The organism is Microvirga soli (genome assembly GCF_016734765.1).
Classification (GTDB): domain Bacteria; phylum Pseudomonadota; class Alphaproteobacteria; order Rhizobiales; family Beijerinckiaceae; genus Microvirga; species Microvirga soli.
Map to the genome: position 1 here is coordinate 17,101 of NZ_JAERQE010000023.1, position 22,614 is coordinate 39,714.

The following is a 22,614-nucleotide window of genomic DNA, read 5'->3' on the forward strand; positions in this document are numbered from 1 at the left end:
ACGCCTATATGAAGCCTTTGGAAGGTAAGCCTCTTTGACCGATTCCCGCCGCCTGATCAGCCCGGAAAAGCGCGAGGACGATGTTGATGCGTCGATCCGGCCGCTCTCGCTCGACGATTTCACGGGCCAGAAGGCCGCGCGGGCCAATCTCCAGATCTTCATCAATGCCGCCAAGGCGCGGGGTGATGCCCTTGACCATGTGCTCTTCGTCGGCCCGCCGGGGCTGGGCAAGACCACGCTGGCGCAGATCGTCGCCCGCGAGCTCGGAGTCAATTTCCGCTCGACCTCAGGCCCGGTGATCGCCAAGGCGGGCGATCTAGCAGCCCAGCTCACCAACCTGGAAGAGCGCGACGTGCTCTTCATCGACGAGATCCACCGCCTCAACCCGGCGGTCGAGGAAATCCTCTATCCGGCCATGGAGGATTACCAGCTCGACCTGATCATCGGCGAGGGCCCGGCGGCCCGCTCGGTGAAGATCGAGCTGCCGAAATTCACGCTGGTGGGCGCCACCACCCGGGCGGGCCTGCTCACCACCCCCTTGCGCGACCGCTTCGGCATTCCGATCCGGCTCGAGTTCTACACCGTCGACGAGCTTGAGCTGATCGTGCGCCGCGGCGCCCGGGTGCTGGGTCTCGGCATGAGCGAGGAGGGGGCCAACGAGATCGCCCGCCGGTCCCGCGGCACGCCGCGCATCGCCGGCCGCCTCCTGCGCCGCGTGCGGGACTTCGCCATCGTGGAAGGTGTGCAGACCGTCAGCCGCGACCTCGCCGACAAGTCCTTGCGCCTCCTCGACGTGGACCCCATCGGCCTCGACCTCATGGACCGCAAGTACCTGACCCTGGTGGCCAATTCCTTCGGCGGCGGCCCGGTGGGCATTGAGACGATTGCGGCGGCCCTGTCCGAGCCGCGCGATGCCATCGAGGACATCATCGAGCCGTATCTCATCCAGAAGGGCTTCGTTCAGCGCACCCCGCGTGGGCGCGTTCTCACCCCCCACGCCTTCAAGCACCTCGGCATCCCCGAGCCGACCCGCGAGACGGTGGCGCAGTTCGGGCTGTTCGGCGGGGATGCGGATGAGTGAGGAGCGCAGATCTTCCACCTCCCCCTTGAGGGGGGAGGTCGCGCCGGAGGCGCGGGAGGGGGTGGAAACACGACCTTCGTCGGCGCTGCCACCCCACCCCAGCCTGATGGCTGACCCTCCCCCTCAAGGGGAGGGTGGAGGCTATCCTCATCTCTCCGGCTTCATGCGGGACGGCGCCCATATCCTACCCATCCGCGTCTATTACGAGGACACGGATTTTTCCGCCCGCGTGTATCACGCAAGCTATCTCCGCTTCATGGAGCGCGGGCGCACGGAGCTGCTGCGGGCCGTCGAGGTGGCGCAGTCGGACCTTCACGCAAGCATGGACGGCCTCGCCTTCGTGGTGCGCAAGATGAACATCGACTTCCTCGGCGGCGCCGTCATGGATGACGTGCTCACCATCGTGACCCGCTCCAAGGAGATGCGCGGCGCCTCGATGACGCTGGCCCAGGAGGTCCGGCGCGGCGACGAGGTGCTGGTGACGGCCGACGTCATGGTCGCGGCCGTTCGCGGCGGGCGGGCCGTGCGGATCCCGGACGAGCTGCGGGCCGCGTTGAGCACGGGCCGGTAAGCCCGTGATCCTGCCTATCGGCAGGCGTCAGGACAGCCTTGCCTCAAAAGCATAGCGGCCAGGATTTCATATCAATTTCAAATCATTCCGCTCTGCGGCGGCCGTACTTAAACCAGACCTTAACCTTACTCTGTGCCTAACAGGTAACGGTCAGGGATGATCTGCGTCTTATGCGCCGCCGCCCTTATTTTCGACAGATTCGGGGGCGAACCAGCTGTGATACAGAAACAGATATTCCTAAAACCAATCTGCGGCGAGCCCTGGGGCAACCCAAGGCTGTTCGAAGAGCGAGGACGAGATTCATGAATCCGGCTGATGTGGCCCAGGCCGCTCCTGTGGCCCACGACCTGTCCTTCTTTGGCCTGTTCTGGCAGGCCCACTTCATCGTCAAGCTCGTGATGATCGGCCTGCTGGCGGCCTCGGTCTGGTGCTGGGCCATCATTGTCGACAAGACGTTGCTCTACAGCCGCACCAAGCGCGCCATGGACCGGTTCGAGGACGTGTTCTGGTCCGGCCAGTCCCTGGAGGAGCTCTACCGCAATCTCCAGGGCCGCCCGGCCACGGGCCTGGCTGCCGTGTTCGTTGCCGCCATGCGCGAGTGGAAGCGCTCCTTCGAGGGCTCGGGGCGCTCGTTCCAGACACTGCCGCAGCGCATCGACAAGGTGCTCGACGTGACCATCCAGCGCGAGGTGGAGCGCCTCAATGCCCGCCTGACGGTGCTGGCCTCCATCGGCTCCGCTGGCCCCTATATCGGGCTCTTCGGCACGGTGGTGGGCATTATGAATTCCTTCACGTCGATTGCCGCCTCCAAGAACACCAGCCTTGCGGTCGTGGCTCCCGGCATCGCCGAAGCGCTGTTTGCCACTGCCATCGGCCTGTTCGCGGCCATTCCGGCGGTGCTGGCCTACAACAAGCTGAATTCGGAAGTGGGCAAGCTGCAGTCGCGGCTCGAGGGCTTCGCCGACGAGTTCTCGGCCATCCTGTCCCGTCAGGTGGACGAGCGCATCGGCCATGCCGGCCGGCCTCCGGCCAATGCGGCTTAAGGGAGAGTCCCGATGGCCATGATGGCAGGATCGGCAGGAGGCGGACGCCGCCGCAGGCGCTCCCGGCAGTCCGGTGTGATCAACGAGATCAACATGACGCCGTTCATCGACGTCATGTTGGTGCTGCTCATCATCTTCATGGTGGCGGCGCCCATGATGACGGCGGGCGTGCCGCTCGATCTGCCGCAGACCAAGGCCGCTCCGCTCAATTCCGACGCGACGCCAGTGACCCTGTCGATCAAGGCCAACGGTCAGGTCTTCCTCGGCGAAGCGGAGCTGACGGACGAAGCCATCGTCGGCAAGCTCGCGGAAGTGTCGAAGGCGGGCTTCGACGAGCGGGTCTTCGTGCGCGGCGACAAGAAGGTGGATTATGGACGCGTCGCCCAGGTGATGTCGATCGTGACCACGGCCGGCTACAAGCGCGTCGCCCTCGTGACCGAGATCGACCAGCGCTGAGCCGATTGAGAGCAAGGGGCAACCACACGTGGCATTGAAGCTGAAATTCAGCACTTCTGAGCCAGGCTTCTGGGTCTCGGGCGTCGCGCATGCGGCGCTGCTGACGGCTGCCATGATCGGCCTGTCTTCTGTCGCCGAATTTCCCGAAGCGCAGGAAGGCATCGCGGTCGAGATCATCACCGACAGCCAGCTTTCCCAGATTACCAAGGGCGAAGCCAACGCCAAGGCGCCGCAGCCCAAGCCTCGGGCCGAGCGCGTCGCCGACAAGACGGAATTGAAGGAGCCCGGCGAGGACAAACGCGATGCGCCGGCACCGCCGAAGCGCCCGGCCGAAATGAAGGTCGCCGAGAAGGAAGAGCCGGTCGCCGCCCAACCTCCGCCGCCTGCGCCACCGACCCGCTCGCAGGAAGACAAGGCCGCCGAGGCCAAGGCCTTGGAGGAAAAGAAGCTGATCGAGAAGGCCGAAGCCGAGGCCATCGAGAAGGCGAAGGCTGCCGAGCAGGCGAAGATCGAGGCCGAAGCGCAGGCGAAGACTGAGGCGGAAGCAAAAGCCAAGGCGGACGCCGAAGCCAAGAAGGTCGCCGAAGCGAAAGCCAAGGCGAAGGCCGAGGCCGACGCGAAGGCCAAGGCGGACGCCGAGGCGAAGAAGATTGCGGAAGCCAAGGCCAAGGAAGAGGCCGAGGCCAAGGCGCGCAAGGAAGCTCAGCTCGCCAAGAAGCTCGACATGGGCGACTTGAAGCAATTCCTCGACAGCAAGGACAAGAGCCAGTCCACCGGCGCGACCGGCGCGGAGGTCCAGAAGACCGCCTCGCTCGGCACCGCGACGGGATCGGCCGCAAAGCTCTCGCCCAGCCTGCGTGATGCCCTCATCGGCATTCTCGTGTCGCAGATCGAGCGCTGCTACAGCGCGCCGATTGCGGCGTCCGGTGGTCAGGTCACGGCACCGATCCTTGACATTCGCCTGAACCAGGACGGCTCGCTCACCACCGAACCGCGAGTCCTGCAGGCCGGAAGCTCATCGACTGATCGCGCGGTGGCCGATGCGGCCGTCAGGGCCATTCGCAAGTGCCGCCAGTTCGAGATCCCGGCGAAATTCGTCCCCTATTACGCGGATTGGAAGGTCCTGAACGTCCAGTTCGATCCTCCTCTCTCTTAAAGCCCTTCAAGCTTGAGATAGCATCCCATGATCAATCGCATTGTTACCCGTCTTCTCATCGCGTTGGCTGTTGTCCTGCCGATAGCCGCGCTCGCACCCGCAGCGCAGGCTCAGCTCTCGTTCCGTGTCGGACCCGGCGGGCAGTTCCAGCCCATGCCGATCGCCGTTGCCGATTTCTCCGGCGAGGGCGACATGGGGCAGCGGGTGTCCGGCATCATCAGCAACAACCTGCAACGCTCGGGTTATTTCGCACCGCTCGACAAGTCGCGCTTCCCGGAGCGTCCGTCGTTCGATGCCGCGCCGCGTTTTGACGCCTGGAAGATGGCGGGCGCCCAGGCGCTCGTCACCGGCCGCGTCACGCGCGACCCGTCGGGACGGCTTCGCGCCGAGTTCCGCCTGTGGGACATCGAAACGGGCCAGCAGCTCGCCGGTCAGCAATACGTGACGGACGCCAATTTCTGGCGTCGCGTCGGCCACATCATCTCGGATGCGGTCTACACCAAGATCACGGGCTTTGGCGGCTTCTTCGACACGCGCATGGTGTTCGTCGATGAATCGGGCCCGAAGGAGAACCGCCGCAAGCGCCTCGCCATCATGGATCAGGACGGCGCGAACGTGCGCTACCTGACACAAGGCGACACCTCCGTCGTGGCGCCGCGCTATTCGCCGGCCACCCAGGACATCACCTATATGTCCCAGGTCGAAGGCCAGCAGCCGCGCGTTCAGGTCATCAACCTCGAGAGCGGCTCGCGCCAGGTGCTCGGCAACTTCCCCGACATGGCCTCCTCGCCGCGCTTCGGACCCGAAGGCAACCGCATCGTCATGAGCCTGCAGCAGGGCGGCAACGCCAACATCTTCATGATGAACCTGGGCTCCCAGGCCACCACGCGCCTGACCTCGACCGCTGCCATCGACACCTCGCCGTCTTTCTCGCCGGACGGCAAGCAGATCGTGTTCGAGAGCGACCGCGGCGGCAAGCAGCAGATCTATTCCATGAACGTGGACGGATCGGACCAGCGCCGCATCTCCTTCGGCGACGGCTCCTACTCGCAGCCAGCCTGGTCGCCGCGCGGAGACTACATCGCCTTCACCAAGCAGCGCGCGGGCGGCTTTGCCATCGGCATCATGAAGCCGGATGGTTCCGGCGAGCGCATCCTCACGGAAGGCTTCCACAACGAGAGCCCGACCTGGGCGCCCAACGGCCAGTACATCCTGTTCTTCCGCGATCCGGGCGGGCAGGCCGGCGGCAAGCTCTACATGGTCGACATCACCGGCCGCGTCGAGCAGCCGGTCCCGACCCCGTCCTTCGCGTCCGACCCGACCTGGTCGCCGCTGTTGAGCGAGAGCCGGCAGAGCAACTGATCGAGAGACAAAAGGGCGCTTCGAGCGCCCTTTTCATTTTAGGCCCTCATCGGAGCCGCCCCGACGGTATCGTCCTTGTGGCCCTTAAGCTTGAAGGCGAGGGCGATCAGGGAGATGCCGAACACGAGGGCATAGGCTCCCAGCCACCAGGTCAGCACCACGGCGCCGACGATCGGACCCAGCAGCAGCGCGATACCGAACAAAACCGAGACGATGCCACTGAAGATCAGCCAGCCACGGCCATAGGTCGGGTTCAGCTTGAAGGCGGCCACGATCGTCAGAATGCCGGTGATCAGCGACCACACCGCCATCAGGGTGACGAAGAACAGGACCGTCAGGCCCGGCATGACGAAGGCAATGATGCCGACCAGGATGTTCAGGATGCCTCCGAGGATCAGGAGGCCCCAACGCTGGTTGTTGGAGGCTGCCCGAATGCCGGACACGATGCCGAAGACCCCGTCGACCAGCATATAGGCCGCAAAGACCCAGACCAGGGACAGGAGCGTGGCTCCGGGCATGAAGAAAGCAGTGAGCGCGAAGATGATGGCGAAGACGCCACGGAGCGCCAAGGCCCACCAGTTCTGAGCCAGAAGGGCGCTCATCGCGTGAGTGCGATCAAGGGTATCGAAAGAGCCGGTCGTACCTGCTGTCATAGGAGTCCTCCTCGGAAAGGAATGCACTGCCTTGCACAAGATCTACGCCAAGCTTGACCGTTGGTTTCGTTTTGCTCTTCTCGGGTCCTACTCTCCTGGCGAAGCCTCGCCGTCCCTGATCTTCGTCAATTTCCGCCGAAGTGCAAGCTTGCGGCGCCTCAGGCGCACGCGCCGCTTCAAACGGAAAGCCCGGATGAGGAGGGCGAGGCCCAGCCATACGAGGGCGATCACCACGGGCGAGATGATGAAGACCGGGAAGAAGGTGATGAGCACGGCGAGCGCCAGCAGAGCGAAACCGATGATGGCAACGCTGCTCGCTTCGGTGGCGGTGAGCGACCGCGAATGCACCGACTTGCCGAGGGTGGTCGACAGGGCCAGGGCGCCGGCCGCCAGCCTGCGCACGCCACCCTTCGTATAGCGGTGCCCGCGGCGGGAGCGCATCTTCTTCGCCTGACGGCGGCGGGACTGCCAGCCGGGAACGATCTCCGTCGCGTTGGCGAGGTCCTCGAGATACATCGCCTCCATGGCCTCCGCGAACTGAGTATCCTCGACGACGACATCGAGCTCCCAGTTGGTGGCCCAGCTCGCGAGATTCAGGTTGGTGGAGCCGACACGGGACCAGCGCCCGTCCGCAACGGCGGTCTTGGCGTGGAGCATCGAACCGTTCCATTCGTAGACGCGAATGCCCGCCTCGATGAGGGAACGATAGCCGGCCCGTACCAGGGGTTGGAGTGCGAGAACGTCGCTCGATCCCGGCACCAGGATGCGCACGTCCACCCCGTCCCGCGCCGCTTCGCCCAAAGCTTGCACATAGGAGGTGGTGGCGACGAAATAGGCGTCGGTCAGCCACAGGTTCCGCTGTGCGGTGGCCGCGATGAACTGATCGACCCGGTACGTGCGCAGCATTCCCGGCTCGCCGCTGATGACACGGGCGGCCATCGTGCCAGCCGGCGAAACCAGGTCTGGATGGGGCAGTTCGGATTTCGGGATGGCCTGCATGCCGGCGAGCCGCCAGGTCTCTGCGAAGGCCGCATCGAGATCGGCCACCACAGGGCCTTCCAGGCATATCCCGGTGTCGCGCCAAGGCGCATGGCCCTCCCGGCCGACCCAGTTGTCCGAGATGCACAGGCCCGACACGAATCCGATGCGCCCATCGACGGTGATCACCTTGCGATGGTCGCGACGAACCCAGAACGGGTCGGTCAGCCGGGGTGGGTTGAACACCTTGGCTTCGACCCCGGCTTCGCGCAGGCGCCTCCAATAGCCGGGCAGGGCCCGGAACGATGAGCCGAGCCAATCGTAGAGCACCCGCACTTTTACGCCCGCGCGGGCCCGCTCCATCAGGGCATCGGCAAATTCGCGGCCGCTCTCATCATCGGCGATGATGAAGTTCTCGAAATGGATGACGGCTTTCGCCGAACGGATCGCCTCGAGCCAGGCCGGATAGTTCTCCCGCGAATCCTTCAGCAGCGCCACCGCATTGCCGTGCCGCAGGTCGCTGTCGGCAATACGCGCGAAAGCTCGCTCCAGACGAAGGTCGTCGAGGGCCTTGCGGTAGGGCTGGCCGAGGGTGCCGGGCGGGGTCGTCACGATATTCATGACCTCTCAACGCTTGAGACGGACAATCGGCAGCAGCCTAGCTTCGCAAGGCGCCTTCAGTGTTAGATATGGCGCAGCCATCCGGAATTCATTCACAGTTGATTTACCATGACGTCAAGTTCCACAACTTGGCCATAATTCACCTTAATCCGAAGCCTCTCCTCAAGGTTGACGGAACCCTCCCTTAACCATCCTCCCGATATGAAAGACACAACGTTCGGCAAACGTATGTGTAAGGAGTATTGCCCATGATGACGTTGCGCGCCGTCAAGTTCGCCGCTGCCCTCGTCCTCGCCCTCGGGGCGGCGGCGTGTTCGTCCAACAAAGATGAGATGGCTGGAGGAGCCGGCGGCTTCGGGGCCGGTGGCGCCGCCACCCCGGGCAGCGCCCAGGACTTCGTCGTCAACGTGGGCGACCGCGTGTTCTTCGAGACCGACTCGACGGACCTGACCCCCACGGCGGTGGCCACCCTCGACAAGCAGGCCCAGTGGCTGCAGCGCTACCCGCAATACACCTTCATCCTCGAAGGCCATGCGGACGAGCGCGGCACCCGCGAGTATAACTTCTCGCTCTCCGCCCGCCGCTCCCAGGTCGTTCGCGACTATCTGATCTCCCGCGGTATCCCGGGCAACCGCTTCCGCACCGTGTCCTACGGCAAGGAGCGCCCGGTGGCTGTCTGCAACGACATCTCCTGCTGGTCGCAGAACCGGCGCGCGGTGACGGTGCTCGGCAACGGCGCCGGGGCATAAGGCCTCACTGGCTTCAAGTCTCGTGAAATCGCAGAGCGCCGCCACATTCTCGCCGTGGCGGCGCTTTTGTGTTATCGGCCCCTCCGTCGAGGATCCCAACGGTATTTCCAGCATGTTCCGACGCCTGTTTGTCTTTTTCGCCTTTGCCCTGGCTCTTGCCAGTCCCGTTGCCGCCCAGGATGCGGCCGACGCGATCGTGCGCCTGAACCGGCTCGAGAGCCAGTTCCGGCAGATGTCCGGCCAGATGGAGCAGCTCCAGTACGAGAACCGCCAGCTGAAGGAACAGCTGCGCAAGTTCCAGGAGGACGTGGAGTTCCGCTTCCAGGAGGGGCGTGGCGGCTCCAAGCCCGCTCCCGCCCCGTCCACCGCGACGCCTTCGCGGCCTGCCCCGTCACAGCCGGCGCCGGCCCAGTCGCAGCCCCAGCGCCGCAGCGACGTATTCGACCCGTCGGAGGCGCCCAGCGCCCCCGGCGCGCCCCGTCCGCTCGGCTCGACCCCGCCGTCCGCGCCGCTCGCCGAGGCTGATGCCGGCCGTCCGATGCCGCTTCCGGGTGGTCAGTTGGCCGGGATCGGGGAACTGATCGAGCAGGATGACGCCGAGGGCGCCCCGCTCGACCAGCACGCCGATGTGCAGACAGCGTTGCCGCAGGGCGCCATCATCGAGCGTTCCAATCCCAGCGTGGCAGCCGCTAGCGCCGCCAGTCCCCGGTCGGATTTCGATACGGCCTACGCTTCCTTCACCTCGAAGCAGTACGACCAGGCCGAGATGAGCTTTCGCCGCTTCCTGCAATCCAACCCCCGCGACAAGCTGGTGCCGGAAGCCACCTTCTGGCTCGGCGAGACCTATCTCGTGCGCAGCCGGTATCGCGAGGCAGCGGAGCAGTTCCTGAACGTCTCGGCCGAGCATCCGGACACACCCAAGGCGCCCGATGCCCTGCTGCGGCTCGGCATCTCCCTGAACGGCCTCGGGGCCAAGGATCGCGCCTGCGCGGTCTTCGCCGAACTCGACCGCAAGTACCCGCAGGCCTCCGCGCCCGTCCGCCAGGCCTCCGAGCGCGAGCAGAAGCGGATCAAGTGCAGCTGATCCGCTGACCTTTCTGAAGGCCCCACGCCGTGGCCCCCGTCTCGCCCCCCGATGATCCGCTCTCGGATGAAGGGCTCGAGCGTCTTTTTTCTTCTCTGAACAATGCCTCGGGCATCCTTGCGGCCGTGTCGGGCGGGCCGGATTCGATAGCCCTCATGCATGGCCTCGCCCGCTGGGCTGCGATTGGCCAACACCCTCCCATTTACGTCGCCACCGTCGATCATGGCCTTCGGCCCGAGGCCGCCGAGGAGGCTGCCTTAGTGGCGCGCGAAGCCGCTCTGTTGAATCTGCCGCACCGGACGCTGACCTGGGCCGGGCAAAAGCCCGTGACCGGAATTCAGGAGGCTGCCCGCGAAGCGCGCTACCGCCTCCTCGTCGAGCATGCCCGAGAGGCAGGAGCCTCCCATCTCGTCACGGCCCACACCCTCGACGACCAGGCCGAAACGGTGATGATGCGCCTGTCGCGCGGCTCCGGGTTGTCGGGCCTTGCCGGCATGCGCCGGGACACCGATCGGCAAGGCATCCGGCATTTGCGGCCGCTTCTCGGCTTGCCCAAGTCACATCTTCTCGATCTGTGCCGGCGGAACGGCTGGCGCTTCGTCACCGATCCGTCGAACGCGGACGAGCGCTATGCCCGGGTCCGCTGGCGCGGGCTGATGCCGCTCCTTGCCGCCGAGGGGCTCACCGCCGAGCGCCTCGCCCGCTTTGCCGAAAGAGCCGCCCGGGCGGACGAGGCACTCGACCTTAAAGCGCGGGAGGCCCTGGATCGCGGTGAGCCGATTCTCGAAGTGGGCACCCTTTCGTTTCAGGCGAAGATCCTGACGGAGGAGCCTTTCGACATCGCCCTGCGGGTGCTGGAGCAGGCCCTGACGCGGGCCGGCCTGGATCTGGACAACAGCCGTCTTCATCGGCTCGAATCCTGCACGGAGCGCCTGCGGCAGGCTGCCGGGGCCGGGGAGGCGTTGAGCCTCACCGTCGCGGGCGCCCATCTGCGCCTTACCCCTGGCGGACGGGTCTTTGTCGGGCCGGAACCGCCACGCCATCGGGGCCGTTAGCCGAATCTCCTGGCTCAGGTTATCGGAAGGCGCCGCATAGGTGCCGCATTCCCTTGGCAAGGCGGGACGGTACGCCTACATTGAGTTTAGCCGCGCGCGGAGACCTCCTCGTGCTTTTCTCCCTCTGGGGCAGAACCTGATCAGATGAATTCAAATTTCCGCAACTTCGCCCTGTGGGTGGTGATCTTCCTCCTTGTGCTGGCGCTCGTGACACTCTTCCAGAGCCCCGGCCAGCGAGGCGGCGGCAGCGATATCGCCTATAGCCAGCTTCTCAGCGAGGCCGATGCCGGGCGCATCACCAGCGTGGTCATCTCCGGCCCCGAGATCAGCGGCACCTATACGGATGGCCGCACCTTCACGACCTATGCGCCGAACGATCCAGCGCTGGTCACGAAGCTGCAGCAGAAGGGCGTCTCGATCACGGCCCGTCCGCAGTCGGATTCGACCCCCTGGTTCATCGCGGTGCTTATGAACATCCTGCCCATCGCGCTCTTCATCGGCGCCTGGGTGTTCCTCTCGCGCCAGATGCAGAGCGGCGCCGGCCGGGCCATGGGCTTCGGCAAGTCGAAGGCGAAGCTCCTGACGGAGGCCCATGGCCGCGTGACCTTTGACGACGTCGCCGGCATCGATGAGGCGAAGGAGGATCTGCAGGAGGTCGTGGAGTTCCTGCGCGATCCGCAGAAGTTCCAGCGCCTCGGCGGGCGCATTCCCCGCGGCGTGCTGCTGGTCGGCCCTCCCGGCACCGGCAAGACCCTCACCGCCCGGGCCGTCGCCGGCGAGGCCAACGTGCCGTTCTTCACCATCTCGGGCTCCGACTTCGTCGAGATGTTCGTGGGTGTGGGCGCCTCCCGCGTGCGCGACATGTTCGAGCAGGCCAAGAAGAACGCGCCCTGCATCATCTTCATCGACGAGATAGACGCCGTCGGCCGCCATCGTGGCGCCGGCTTGGGCGGCGGCAACGACGAGCGCGAGCAGACCCTCAACCAGCTGCTGGTGGAGATGGACGGGTTCGAGGCCAACGAGGGCGTGATCATTATTGCTGCCACCAACCGGCCCGACGTGCTCGACCCGGCGCTGCTGCGCCCGGGCCGCTTCGACCGCCAGATCGTGGTGCCCAATCCGGACGTGGTCGGCCGCGAGAAGATCCTGCGCGTGCACGTGCGCAAGGTGCCGCTGGCGCCTGACGTGGACCTGAAGGTGATCGCCCGCGGCACCCCCGGCTTCTCGGGCGCCGATCTGATGAACCTGGTCAACGAGGCGGCGCTGCTGGCGGCGCGGCGCGGCAAGCGCATCGTGACCATGAAGGAGTTCGAGGACGCCAAGGACAAGGTGATGATGGGCGCCGAGCGCCGCACCCTGGTGATGACCGACGACGAGAAGCGGCTGACCGCCTACCATGAGGCGGGCCATGCGGTGGTGGCGCTCAACGTGCCGGCCACCGACCCGGTGCACAAGGCGACCATCATCCCGCGCGGGCGGGCGCTGGGCATGGTGATGCAGCTGCCGGAGCGGGACAAGCTGTCCATGTCGTACGAGCAGATGACCTCGCGTCTGGCGATCATGATGGGCGGGCGCATTGCCGAGGAGATGATCTTCGGCAAGGACAAGGTGACGTCGGGCGCCCAGAGCGACATTGAGCAGGCCACAAGGCTGGCGCGCATGATGGTGACCAAGTGGGGCTTCTCGCCTGAGCTTGGCACGGTGGCCTATGGCGAGAACCAGGACGAGGTGTTCCTCGGTATGTCCATGGGGCGCCAGCAGAACATCTCCGAGGCGACGTCGCAGAAAATCGACTCCGAGGTGCGGCGTCTGGTGGAGGACGGGCTGAACGACGCCCGTCGCATTCTGACCGAGAAGCAGCACGAGCTTGAGGCGCTGGCCCGGGGGTTGCTGGAGTACGAGACGCTGTCGGGCGAGGAGATCCGCCACCTGCTCGACGGGCAGCCGCCGGTGCGCGACACCGGGGATGCGGCCACCCCCAGCCGCGGCTCCGCCGTGCCCACAACACGGCCCAACCGCCCAAGAGAAAACGACGGGGGCATGGAGCCCCAGCCGCAGGCTTAAAACGTCAGTCTTTGTGAAATCCAAGAACGCCCGCTCCCCAGCGGGCGTTCTTTTTTGTTTACCTCAAAGTACTAATACTACACATGAGCCAGGCGTAAGGTTTGTAACAATCGCTTATCACTTGTGATGCGCGGATCGGCCTCCATGCCTTGACCGAAGTGGGGGAGGTTGCTTTGAAAAAGCAAAGGCGCGGATCAGCGCAACGGAATGCGGAGACCAAGCACGTGCGGAAATACTTCGGGACCGACGGAATTCGGGGCCGCGCCAACGGCATCATCACACCGGACCTCGCCCTCAGGGTCGGGCAGGCCGCCGGCCTCATGTTCCAGCAGCGGGGCGATTACCGGCACCGGGTCGTGATCGGCAAGGACACGCGGCTGTCCGGCTACATGATCGAGTCGGCCCTTCAGGCGGGCTTCACCTCGGTGGGCATGGACGTCCTCCTTCTCGGGCCGATCCCGACGCCTGCGGTGGCCATGCTGACCCGCTCCATGCGCTGCGACCTCGGCGTCATGATCTCGGCCTCGCACAACCCCTACGAGGATAACGGCATCAAGCTGTTCGGCCCGGACGGGTTCAAGCTCAGCGACGACATGGAGCTTCAGATCGAGGCCCTGATCGATTCCGACCTGACCAGCCGCCTGTCCGGCTCCGCCACCCTCGGCCGCGCCAAGCGCATCGAGAGCGTTCAGGCCCGCTATATCGAATTCGCCAAGCGCACCCTGCCGCGGCAGGTCGATCTCGAAGGCATGCGGGTCGTGATCGATTGCGCCAACGGCGCCGGCTACAAGGTGGCCCCGGAAGCCCTGTGGGAGCTGGGCGCCGAGGTGATGTCGATCGGCGTCGAGCCGAACGGCTTCAACATCAACCACGATGTCGGCTCCACCGCGCCCGATGCCCTGATCCAGAAGGTCCGGGAGTTGCGAGCCGATGTGGGCATTGCCCTCGACGGCGATGCCGACCGGGTGCTGATCGTCGACGAGAAGGGCCACAAGGTAGACGGCGACCAGCTCATGGCCGTGGTCGCACGCTCCTGGAAGGACGACGGACGCCTGTCGCAGCCCGGCATCGTCGCGACGATCATGTCGAATCTCGGCCTGGAGCGCTTCCTGGGCGGCATGGGCCTTGGCCTCGTGCGCACGGCGGTCGGCGACCGCTACGTGCTCGAGCACATGCGGGCCCACGGCTTCAACCTCGGCGGCGAGCAGTCCGGGCACATCATCATGTCCGACTACACCACCACGGGCGACGGCCTCGTGGCGGCGCTGCAGCTACTCGCGGTGGTCAAGAGCCTCGGCAAGCCGGTCTCGGAGGTCTGCCACTGCTTCGAGCCCCTGCCGCAGGTGCTCAAGAACGTGCGCTACAAGGCCGGCAAGCCCCTGCAGGACGCCTCGGTCATCAAGGCCATCGAGTCAGGGCGCGAGACCCTCGGTCAAGCGGGCCGTCTCGTGATCCGCCCCTCCGGCACCGAGCCGGTCATCCGTGTGATGGGCGAGGGCGACAACGAGGATATCGTCAACCGCGTGGTGGACGACGTGGTGGCTGCCGTCACCCAGGCGGCTTCCAAGGTCGCCGCGTAAGGCACATCTCCCGTTTCAAAACAAAAGCCCCGGCGAGTGGATCGCCGGGGCTTTTGTTTTGTTCTTGTGGGGAGTGGGGCACTGGTGTCATCCCCGGCGAGCGAAGCGAGGGAAGGGGATCCATAGCGCTGAGCGTGTGTGGATTCCCTTCCCCTCCGCTGCGCTCCGGCCGGGAATGACACCCCTGGGTCATGGTCGAGCCCGTCTCCGCCATCCCGCTTCTGTGAAGTGCGGCGCTTATCCTAATTGAGATCACCGGCACAAAGTCGGTGATGACGAGAGGAAAGTGTCGAAAGTGCTATGCTGCCGATCACTCCGCCGGATGGGCGGGAGGCTGATGCGGCGCATGAGGCTTGATGTCTTCCCCGTGAGGCCGCAGGCCGGTCTGCGCCCGCAGGCGGTCGATCATGTCGCCCACATAGGTGGATGGCTTGGTGAAGCCGCCGATGAGCAGATAGATCGACGGTACCACCAGCATGGTCAGCAGGGTGGAGACCGTCACGCCGCCCACGATCACCGTGCCGATGGCATTGCGGGCCTCGGCGCCGGCGCCCGTGGACCAAGCGAGAGGAATGGCGCCGCCGATCATGGCGATCGAGGTCATCAGGATCGGCCGCAGGCGCATGACCGATGCTTCGAGAACCGCATCTCGCACCGAGTATCCGCGTTCGCGCAGCTGGTTCGAGAACTCGACGATCAGGATGCCGTTCTTCGTCATGAGGCCGATGAGCAGGATCATGCCGATCTGGCTGTAGATGTTGAGCGTCTGCCCCGTGACAAACAATGCCAGCAGACCGCCCGTGACCGCGAGCGGCACGGTGAGCATGATGATGAACGGGTTGATCCAGCTCTCGAACTGCGCCGCCAGCACCAGGAACACCACGAGCAGCGCCATGGCGAAGGTCACGTAGATCGCACCGGTCGAGTCCAGGAAGTCCTTGGACTGGCCATTGTAGCCGATACGCACCTCCGCCGGCAGGTTGTCGCGCACGATCTGCTGAAGGATTTCCAGACCTTCGCCGATGGAAACGCCCGGCGTCAGCGAGGATTGAATCGTGATCGAACGCAGGCGGTCGAACCGGTTCAGGGCCTGGGGAGCCGCCGATTCCGTCAGGGTCACGAAGGACGACAGAGGCACCAGCTCGCTGTTGGCGGCACGGATGAAGGTGTTGGTGAGATCGCTCGGCGTCGCGCGATCCTGGGCGCGGGCCCGCATGATCACCGGATACTCGTCGCCACGGCTGACGAAGGTCGAGACTTCGGTCTCACCGAACATCAGCTGGAGCGTACGGCCGATATCCTCAACCGAGACGCCAAGATCGGCGGCGCGCTGACGGTCGATCTGCACGCGAATGTCCGGCTGCGACTCGCGGTAGTTGGAGTCCATGTTGACGAACTTGCCCGTCTCCTGGGCCTTCTGCATGACGATGTCGCGCCAGCCTCGGATGGTCTCATAATCGGGACCGCCGAGCACGAACTGGATCGGCTGGCCGAAGCCGCCTGCGCCGCCGAAGGCCGGTGGGTTGACCACCGATACGCGCGCGCCGGGGAAGTTCGACACCTTCGGCGTCAGCTGGCGCACGATGTCCTGCTGGCTTTCTGTCCGCTCCTCCCAGGGCACGAGACGCACGATCACGATGCCTTCGTTGACCGGGGAGGGACGGGCGAAGCCCGGCGCGACCTGGCTCAGCATGGACCCGATGACGCCCTGTTCCTGCAGGGGCAGGATGGCCTTCTCGACCTCCTTCACCCGGTCGCGGGTGTAGTCGAGGCTCGCGCCTTCCGGCGCCTGCAGCCTGACGATGATGGCGCCGCGATCCTCCTGCGGGGCGAATTCCTTCGGCAGGGACTGGAACAAGCCGTAGGCCGAGAGCGACACGAGGAAGCCGACGAAAAGGATGACGACCGGAATCCTCAGGGCGCGGGAGAGCAGCCAGCGATAGCCGTTGTTCATCTTCTCGAAGACCGGTTCGGTCATGCGCTGGATGCGGCCGTGGGCCGGAACCATCAGCTTGGAGCACATCATCGGCGTGAGGGTTCTGGCCACGACGCCCGAGAAGAAGATGGCGGCCGCGAGCGTGATGCCGAATTCGCGGAAGAGCTTGCCGGTGTTGCCCGTCATGAAGGCGAGCGGCACGAACACCGCCATCAGGGTGGCGGTCGTCGCGATCACCGCGAAGCCGATCTCGCGCGCACCGTCGAAGGAAGCGAGCAGCGGCGGCTGCCCTTCCTCGATGCGCCGGTGCACGTTCTCGATCTCCACGATGGCGTCATCCACCACAATGCCGATGGCGAGCACGATGGCGAGCAGGGTCAGCACGTTGATGGACGCGCCGAAGAACGCCATCACCATGAAGGCCGCCGTGATGGAGACCGGGATCGCCACCATGGCCACGATGGTCGAGCGCCAGTCGCGCAGGAAGACCAGGATCACGAGGATCACCAGCGCCACGCCTTCGAGAAGTGTCTTCAGCACGCCGTCGATGGAGGCGCGGATGAACTGGCTCTCGTCATAGGCCACTTCCGCCACGGTGCCGGGCGGCAGCGACGTCTTGAGCTCCTCCAGTTCCTTGCGCACGCCTTCGACGACGGAGAGCGTGTTGGCGGTCGATTGGCGCACGACGCCCAGGCCGATGGCGGTCTCGCCCGACTGGTAGAATTCGAAGCGCGTGTCCTCCGGGCCGACTTCGACCTGAGCGACCTCGCCGAGCCGAACCAGATAGCCGTTCTTGTTGGTGACGATCACTTGGGAGAATTCCTCAGGAGTCGCGAGGCGGGAATCCGTCTTGACGGTGAATTCACGCTGCGCGGACTCGATCCGGCCGCCGGGCAGTTCCACGTTCTGGCGCTTGATGGCGGTCTCCAGATCCTGCACCGTCAGGCCGCGGGCGGCCAGTGCCGGGCGGTCGACCCAGACCCGCATGGCAAAGCGTCGCTCGCCGCTCAGGTTCACATTGGCGACGCCCGGAACGGTCGACAGGCGATCGACATAGACGCGCTTGAGGAAGTCGCTGAGCTCGAGGGCATCGAGGCTCGTGGAGGTGACGCCGACCCACAGAATGGCCGAGGCGTTCGCATCGACTTTTCGCACCACCGGCGTGTCGGCCCCGTCCGGCAGGCGCCCGGTCACGCGGGAGACGGCGTCGCGCACGTCCGATGTCGCGGCTTCCGGCTCGCGGGACACCTCGAATTCGATGGACACGGAGGAACGGTCGTTCTGGCTTTGCGAGGTAATCTGGCGGATGCCTTCGATGCCGGCGACCGCGCCCTCGATGATTTCCGTCACCCGGCTCTCGATCACCTCGTTCGAGGCGCCACGATAGACGGTGGAGACCGAAACGACCGGACGGTCGACCTGCGGGTATTCGCGAACCGGCAGGTTCATGAGCGCCGCCAGGCCACCCACGATCAGCAGCAGGCTGACCACGACGGCGAAGACGGGGCGGCGGATGAAGAGGTCTGAAACCTGCATGGCTTTAATCGATCCAGATGGCTGCGAGAGGTTCGCAACGAAACTCGACACAACACTCCTCCCCCTTGTGGGGAGGAGTTGGAGGTGGGGGTGTCAGCGCTTTGCTGGTCAAGTCCAGCGCTCACACCCCCACCCCGGCCGCTGCGCGGCCACCTCTCCCCACAAGGGGGAGGGAAAGAAGCGCGTTACTTCCGCTCGGCCGCCTGGGCGCTGCCGATGGCCTGCGGCACGTTCAGCGAGGAGCGGGAGGGCTGCTCGCGGTTGGCGGCCGGAACGGGCGCGGCAGGCGCACCGGAGCCCACCGGGCGGGCGACGACTTCGGCGCCGGGCCGCACGCGCTGGACGCCCAGCACCACGATGGTCTCGCCGGTCTTGAGCCCGTCCACCACCTCCACCTTGCCGCCTTGACGCTGGCCGATGGTGATGACGCGGCGTTCCACCTTGCTGTCCTTCACCGGATAGACGACGTGACGAAGGCCTTCGCTGACGACCGCCTCTTCCGGCACCACGACGGCGTCGTCCTTGGTGGAGACCTCCAGGGCGACGGACAGGAACATGCCGGGCTTCAGGGCCTCGTCGGCGTTCTCGAACTCGGCGGTCAGGCGCGCCGTACGGGTCGTCTGATCGACGCGTGTATCGATGGTCGCGACCGTTCCCTTGAAGGTCCGGCCACGGTAGGCGGCCGAGACGGCGTTGACCGTCTGGCCCGGCTTGAGGCGACCCAGAAGGTTTTCCGGCACGGCGAAGTCGAGGCGCACCTTCGAGAGGTCGTCCAGGGACGTGATCCGGGTGCCTGGCGCCACATAGGCACCCAGCGATACGGAGCGCGTGCCGACGCGACCTGCGAACGGCGCGCGGATCGTCAGATCCTCGAGGCGCGCCTCGGCGGCCTTGCGCTGGGCCTGGGCGGAGGCGATCGAGCCTTCGAGCGACTTCATCTGCGCCGTCAAATCGTCGACCTGGGCGCCGGTGCCGGCGCCGGTCCGGTTCAAAGCCTGGGCGCGCTCGAGCTTGATGGCGATCTCGTTCCGGAGCGCCGTGGCGCGGCTGGCCTCGGCGACAGCCTGCTCGATGGCGGCGCGACGCTCGGCGGCATCGAACTGGACCAGCATGTCGCCGGCCTTGACCTTCTGGCCTTCATCGAAGCCGATCTCGCCGATGATGCCTGCCACCTTGGCGGTCACCATGATCGATTCATAGGCACGCACCGTGCCCACTGACTCCCGCACCTCGACGATGCGCCCGGTCTTCACCGTATCAACCTCGACGGTTGCCGGGCCGGCGGGACCGCCGCGGCCGCCGGGACCTCCTCCTGGCCCTCTCGGAGCGCCGGCCTGCTGGCCGGCAGGTTGGCTCACATACGCACCGATCACGGGCACATTGGCCAGATGGCCGCCCTTGTAGGCGTACCAGCCGCCAAAGCCTGCCGCCCCCAGCATGGCTATGACAGCAAGTTGACCGGACACACGCATGCTTGCTCCTTACACGTCAGTCTTTATCGTTCTGAATACCGGAACTCGTCCTAGCACAATATATGCCAATTACCCGGATCGGATCCTTCTAAACACGATGTTTTGTATTACGATTTCGTAATCTGAGATCCTGCCGCAACGACAGACCCTCCAGCAATCGCCTTGACCATGGCTGACGCGTCCGTCATACCGGTCGGCGGGACACCTCTCCCCACCGAGAGGCGCCCATCTGAGAGGATGGATACCATGACAAGCCTGCCCGCCGCGCGTCCGCGCGCGCCCTTCTTTTCGTCCGGCCCCTGCGCGAAGCGCCCCGGATGGTCCTTGCAAAACCTGAAGACTGACAGCCTCGGCCGCTCGCACCGCGCCAAGCTCGGCAAGGCGCGCCTGAAGCTCGCCATCGACCTCACCCGCGAGGTGCTGGACGTGCCGGCCGATTACCGCATCGGCATCGTGCCCGCCTCCGACACCGGCGCTGTCGAGATGGTGCTGTGGTCGATGCTCGGCGCCCGTCCGGTCGACATGCTGGCCTGGGAAAGCTTCGGCGAGGGCTGGGTCACGGATGTGGTCAAGCAGCTCAAGCTCTCCGACGCCCGCGTGATCAGCGCGCCCTACGGCGAGCTGCCCGACCTGTCCCAAGTCGACACCAAGACCCGCGACGTGGTCTTCACCTGGAACGGCACCACCTCCGGTGTGCGCGTGCCGAATGCGGATTGGATCGCGGCCGACCGCGAGGGCCTGACTATTTGCGACGCCACCTCGGCGGCCTTCGCGCAGAAGCTCGATTTCGCCAAGCTCGATGTGGTCACCTTCTCCTGGCAGAAGGTGCTGGGCGGCGAAGCGGCCCACGGCATGCTCATCCTCTCGCCCCGTGCCGTCGAGCGGCTCGAGAGCTACAAGCCTGCCTGGCCGCTGCCGAAGATCTTCCGCATGACCAAGGGCGGCAAGCTCATCGAGGGCATCTTCGAGGGTGAAACCATCAACACCCCGTCCATGCTGGCCGTCGAGGATTACATCGACGCGCTCGAATGGGCGAAGTCCATCGGCAGCCTGAATGCGCTCGTCGCGAAAGCCGATGCCAATGCGAAAGTGATCACCGACTGGGTCGCCAGGACCCCGTGGATCGCCAACCTCGCCAAGGATTCGGCCACCGCTTCCAACACCAGCGTATGCCTCGTGATCGCCGATCCGGACATCGTCGCGAAAGGCCCTGAGGCCGTGATGCAGGTGGCCAAGGGCATCGTCTCCGCGCTCGAGAAGGAGGGTGTGGCCCTCGACATCGGCGCCTATCGCGATGCCCCTCCGGGCCTGCGCATCTGGTGCGGCGCCACGGTCGAGCAATCCGATCTCGAAGCCCTGACGCCTTGGCTCGACTGGGCCTTCGCGCAGGAAAAGGCAAAGCTCGCGAAAGCGGCTTGAACCGCTGAACCCTCCCCTTGAGGGGGAGGGTCGACGCCCGTCAGGGCGGCGGGGTGGGGTGGAAACACCACATGAGCCGACTGCCCTCGGATCTAACGTCAATTATTCAAACCGACAGCGCCGTTCACCCCACCCCGGCTCAAAGAGCCGACCCTCCCCCTCAAGGGGAGGGTGTAGGGGCGGCACATCAGAGGTGCACCATGCCCGCTCCCCGCGTACTCATTTCCGACGCTCTCTCCCCCGCCGCCGTGCAGATCTTCAAGGATCGCGGCATCGAGGTCGATTTCCAACCGGATCTCGGCAAGGACAAGGACAAGCTTAGCCAGATCATCGGTGACTACGATGGCCTCGCCATCCGCTCCGCCACCAAGGTCACGGCAAAGATCCTCGAGCAGGCCAAGAACCTGAAGGTGATCGGCCGCGCCGGCATCGGTGTCGACAATGTCGAGATCCCGGCTGCCACGGCGCGCGGCGTGATCGTCATGAACACGCCCTTCGGCAATTCCATCACCACAGCCGAGCATGCGATCGCCATGATGTTCGCGCTCGCACGTCAGATCCCGCAGGCCGATGCGTCCACACAGGCCGGCAAGTGGGAGAAGAACCGCTTCATGGGCGTCGAGCTCACGGGCAAGGTGCTTGGCGTCATCGGCTGCGGCAATATCGGGTCCATCGTGGCCGACCGCGCCATCGGCCTTCGCATGAAGGTGATCGCCTACGATCCGTTCCTGTCCCCGGAGCGCGCCATTGAGCTCGGCGTCGAGAAGGTGGAACTCGACGACCTGCTGCGCCGCGCCGACATCATCACCCTGCACGTGCCGATGACCGAGAAGACGAAGAACGTGCTCTCGGCCGAGAATATCGCCAAGACCAGGAAGGGCGTGCGTATCGTCAACTGCGCCCGCGGCGGTCTCGTCGATGAAGTTGCTCTGCGTGCCGCGCTCGATTCCGGCCATGTGGCGGGTGCGGCCTTCGACGTGTTCGTGGAAGAGCCTGCAACGTCGAATCCGCTTTTCGGCCACCCCAACGTGGTCTGCACGCCTCACTTAGGCGCCGCAACCACGGAGGCGCAGGAGAACGTGGCCCTGCAGGTGGCCGAGCAGATGTCGGATTACCTGCTCCAGGGTGCGATCCAGAATGCCGTGAACTTCCCGTCGATCACCGCCGAGGAAGCCCCGCGCCTCAAGCCATTCGTGGCGCTCGCCGAAAAGCTCGGCTCGTTCCTGGGCCAGCTCACGGAAGCACCGATCAAGGGCATCCGCATCGAGTACGAGGGCAATGTCGCCGAGATGAACACCCGCGCGCTTACCTCGGCCGCCGTGACCGGCGTGCTGCGTCCCTTCCTGCAGGATATCAACATGGTGTCGGCGCCGCTTGTGGCGCGCGATCGCGGCATCATGGTGGAAGAGGTCAAGCGCGAGAATGCGGCGCGCGACTACGAGAGCTTCATCCGCATCGTGGTCGACGCAGAGGACATGGCGCGCCATGCGGGCGGCACCGTGTTCCAGGACGGCAAGCCGCGCGTGGTCGATATCCGCGACATCGCGGTCGATGCCGAGTTCGCGCCGCATATGATCTATGTGCGCAACGACGACAAGCCCGGCTTCATCGGCCGCTTCGGCACCCTGCTCGGGGAGTCCGGCGTGAACGTCGCGACCTTCGCGCTCGGCCGCGACAAGCCCGGCGGCGATGCCATCTGCTTCGTCTCGGTGGACGAGCCCGTCTCCGACGAGCTCCTGCGCCGGATCGAGGATATCCCGCAGGTCAAGCGCGCCCGCGCCGTGCGGTTCTGAAGCTC

17 protein-coding genes are annotated in these 22,614 nt (G+C 65.5%); 13 read left to right on the forward strand and 4 right to left on the reverse strand.

The features are described 5' to 3' along the window. Positions 1 to 34: 34 nt before the first annotated feature. From ruvB to tolB, 6 genes are all read left to right on the forward strand, one after another. Positions 35 to 1,081, forward strand: coding sequence for a Holliday junction branch migration DNA helicase RuvB (gene ruvB, locus JKL45_RS18285; protein ID WP_201863020.1), 1,047 nt, complete (start codon positions 35 to 37; stop codon positions 1,079 to 1,081). A 163-nt stretch (positions 1,082 to 1,244) separates the two neighbouring features. Further along, entirely contained in the window at positions 1,245 to 1,652 is a 408-nt protein-coding gene (gene ybgC, locus JKL45_RS18290) for a tol-pal system-associated acyl-CoA thioesterase (RefSeq protein ID WP_201863059.1), read from the forward strand. Positions 1,653 to 1,954: 302 nt separating this feature from the next. Beyond that, complete coding sequence (gene tolQ / locus JKL45_RS18295; RefSeq protein ID WP_201863021.1) at positions 1,955 to 2,695, forward strand: protein TolQ; 741 nt, start codon at positions 1,955 to 1,957, stop codon at positions 2,693 to 2,695. 12 nt (positions 2,696 to 2,707) lie between these two features. Further along, a complete protein-coding gene (locus JKL45_RS18300; RefSeq protein ID WP_201863022.1) occupies positions 2,708 to 3,151 on the forward strand; it encodes an ExbD/TolR family protein in 444 nt (147 codons plus the stop codon). A gap of 34 nt (positions 3,152 to 3,185) precedes the next feature. Beyond that, entirely contained in the window at positions 3,186 to 4,307 is a 1,122-nt protein-coding gene (tolA, locus tag JKL45_RS18305) for a cell envelope integrity protein TolA (protein ID WP_201863060.1), read from the forward strand. A 27-nt stretch (positions 4,308 to 4,334) separates the two neighbouring features. Beyond that, positions 4,335 to 5,669 carry a Tol-Pal system beta propeller repeat protein TolB gene (gene tolB, locus JKL45_RS18310; protein WP_201863023.1) on the forward strand — a complete coding sequence of 445 codons (1,335 nt, stop codon included), beginning with the start codon at positions 4,335 to 4,337 and terminating at the stop codon, positions 5,667 to 5,669. Between the two features lie 38 nt (positions 5,670 to 5,707). Here the strand turns inward: tolB and JKL45_RS18315 are convergent, their stop codons facing one another. Together JKL45_RS18315 and JKL45_RS18320 are read right to left on the reverse strand one after the other, a co-directional pair. Continuing rightward, positions 5,708 to 6,322 carry an HdeD family acid-resistance protein gene (locus tag JKL45_RS18315; protein WP_201863024.1) on the reverse strand — a complete coding sequence of 205 codons (615 nt, stop codon included), beginning with the start codon at positions 6,320 to 6,322 and terminating at the stop codon, positions 5,708 to 5,710. Between the two features lie 87 nt (positions 6,323 to 6,409). Beyond that, complete coding sequence (locus tag JKL45_RS18320; RefSeq protein ID WP_201863025.1) at positions 6,410 to 7,921, reverse strand: phospholipase D-like domain-containing protein; 1,512 nt, start codon at positions 7,919 to 7,921, stop codon at positions 6,410 to 6,412. Positions 7,922 to 8,169: 248 nt separating this feature from the next. Here JKL45_RS18320 and pal point away from each other — a divergent pair, with 248 nt between their 5' ends. The 5 genes from pal (at position 8,170) to glmM (ending at position 14,453) form a co-directional block, all read left to right on the forward strand. Next, positions 8,170 to 8,670 carry a peptidoglycan-associated lipoprotein Pal gene (pal, locus tag JKL45_RS18325; protein ID WP_196265446.1) on the forward strand — a complete coding sequence of 167 codons (501 nt, stop codon included), beginning with the start codon at positions 8,170 to 8,172 and terminating at the stop codon, positions 8,668 to 8,670. Between the two features lie 112 nt (positions 8,671 to 8,782). After that, positions 8,783 to 9,754 carry a tol-pal system protein YbgF gene (gene ybgF, locus JKL45_RS18330; protein ID WP_201863061.1) on the forward strand — a complete coding sequence of 324 codons (972 nt, stop codon included), beginning with the start codon at positions 8,783 to 8,785 and terminating at the stop codon, positions 9,752 to 9,754. A 29-nt stretch (positions 9,755 to 9,783) separates the two neighbouring features. Then, positions 9,784 to 10,809 carry a tRNA lysidine(34) synthetase TilS gene (gene tilS, locus JKL45_RS18335; RefSeq protein WP_201863026.1) on the forward strand — a complete coding sequence of 342 codons (1,026 nt, stop codon included), beginning with the start codon at positions 9,784 to 9,786 and terminating at the stop codon, positions 10,807 to 10,809. Between the two features lie 144 nt (positions 10,810 to 10,953). Beyond that, positions 10,954 to 12,873, forward strand: coding sequence for an ATP-dependent zinc metalloprotease FtsH (ftsH, locus tag JKL45_RS18340; protein WP_201863027.1), 1,920 nt, complete (start codon positions 10,954 to 10,956; stop codon positions 12,871 to 12,873). Between the two features lie 224 nt (positions 12,874 to 13,097). After that, positions 13,098 to 14,453, forward strand: coding sequence for a phosphoglucosamine mutase (gene glmM, locus JKL45_RS18345; protein WP_201863028.1), 1,356 nt, complete (start codon positions 13,098 to 13,100; stop codon positions 14,451 to 14,453). Positions 14,454 to 14,763: 310 nt separating this feature from the next. Here glmM and JKL45_RS18350 read toward each other — a convergent pair whose 3' ends face one another. Continuing rightward, positions 14,764 to 17,976 (reverse strand): efflux RND transporter permease subunit, encoded by a 3,213-nt coding sequence (locus JKL45_RS18350; protein ID WP_312896985.1) that lies wholly within the window; start codon positions 17,974 to 17,976, stop codon positions 14,764 to 14,766. A gap of 134 nt (positions 17,977 to 18,110) precedes the next feature. Then, a complete protein-coding gene (locus tag JKL45_RS18355; protein WP_201863029.1) occupies positions 18,111 to 19,397 on the reverse strand; it encodes an efflux RND transporter periplasmic adaptor subunit in 1,287 nt (428 codons plus the stop codon). 246 nt (positions 19,398 to 19,643) lie between these two features. Here JKL45_RS18355 and JKL45_RS18360 point away from each other — a divergent pair, with 246 nt between their 5' ends. Then, positions 19,644 to 20,816: a phosphoserine transaminase gene (locus JKL45_RS18360; protein WP_201863030.1), complete on the forward strand. Its 1,173-nt coding sequence runs from the start codon at positions 19,644 to 19,646 to the stop codon at positions 20,814 to 20,816. Positions 20,817 to 21,016: 200 nt separating this feature from the next. Beyond that, entirely contained in the window at positions 21,017 to 22,609 is a 1,593-nt protein-coding gene (gene serA, locus JKL45_RS18365) for a phosphoglycerate dehydrogenase (protein ID WP_201863031.1), read from the forward strand. The last annotated feature ends 5 nt before the right edge of the window (positions 22,610 to 22,614 follow it).

Excerpts from the sequence above, each read along its gene's own strand:
- tolQ (WP_201863021.1), top strand. The coding sequence starts at position 1,955 with ATGAATCCGGCTGATGTGGCCCAGGCCGCTCCTGTGGCCCACGACCTG.
- JKL45_RS18315 (WP_201863024.1), bottom strand. The coding sequence starts at position 6,322 with ATGACAGCAGGTACGACCGGCTCTTTCGATACCCTTGATCGCACTCAC.
- JKL45_RS18300 (WP_201863022.1), top strand. The coding sequence starts at position 2,708 with ATGGCCATGATGGCAGGATCGGCAGGAGGCGGACGCCGCCGCAGGCGC.
- ybgC (WP_201863059.1), top strand. The coding sequence starts at position 1,245 with ATGCGGGACGGCGCCCATATCCTACCCATCCGCGTCTATTACGAGGAC.
- JKL45_RS18355 (WP_201863029.1), bottom strand. The coding sequence starts at position 19,397 with ATGCGTGTGTCCGGTCAACTTGCTGTCATAGCCATGCTGGGGGCGGCA.
- ftsH (WP_201863027.1), top strand. The coding sequence starts at position 10,954 with ATGAATTCAAATTTCCGCAACTTCGCCCTGTGGGTGGTGATCTTCCTC.
- JKL45_RS18320 (WP_201863025.1), bottom strand. The coding sequence starts at position 7,921 with ATGAATATCGTGACGACCCCGCCCGGCACCCTCGGCCAGCCCTACCGC.
- serA (WP_201863031.1), top strand. The coding sequence starts at position 21,017 with ATGCCCGCTCCCCGCGTACTCATTTCCGACGCTCTCTCCCCCGCCGCC.
- pal (WP_196265446.1), top strand. The coding sequence starts at position 8,170 with ATGATGACGTTGCGCGCCGTCAAGTTCGCCGCTGCCCTCGTCCTCGCC.
- JKL45_RS18360 (WP_201863030.1), top strand. The coding sequence starts at position 19,644 with ATGACAAGCCTGCCCGCCGCGCGTCCGCGCGCGCCCTTCTTTTCGTCC.
- ybgF (WP_201863061.1), top strand. The coding sequence starts at position 8,783 with ATGTTCCGACGCCTGTTTGTCTTTTTCGCCTTTGCCCTGGCTCTTGCC.
- tolB (WP_201863023.1), top strand. The coding sequence starts at position 4,335 with ATGATCAATCGCATTGTTACCCGTCTTCTCATCGCGTTGGCTGTTGTC.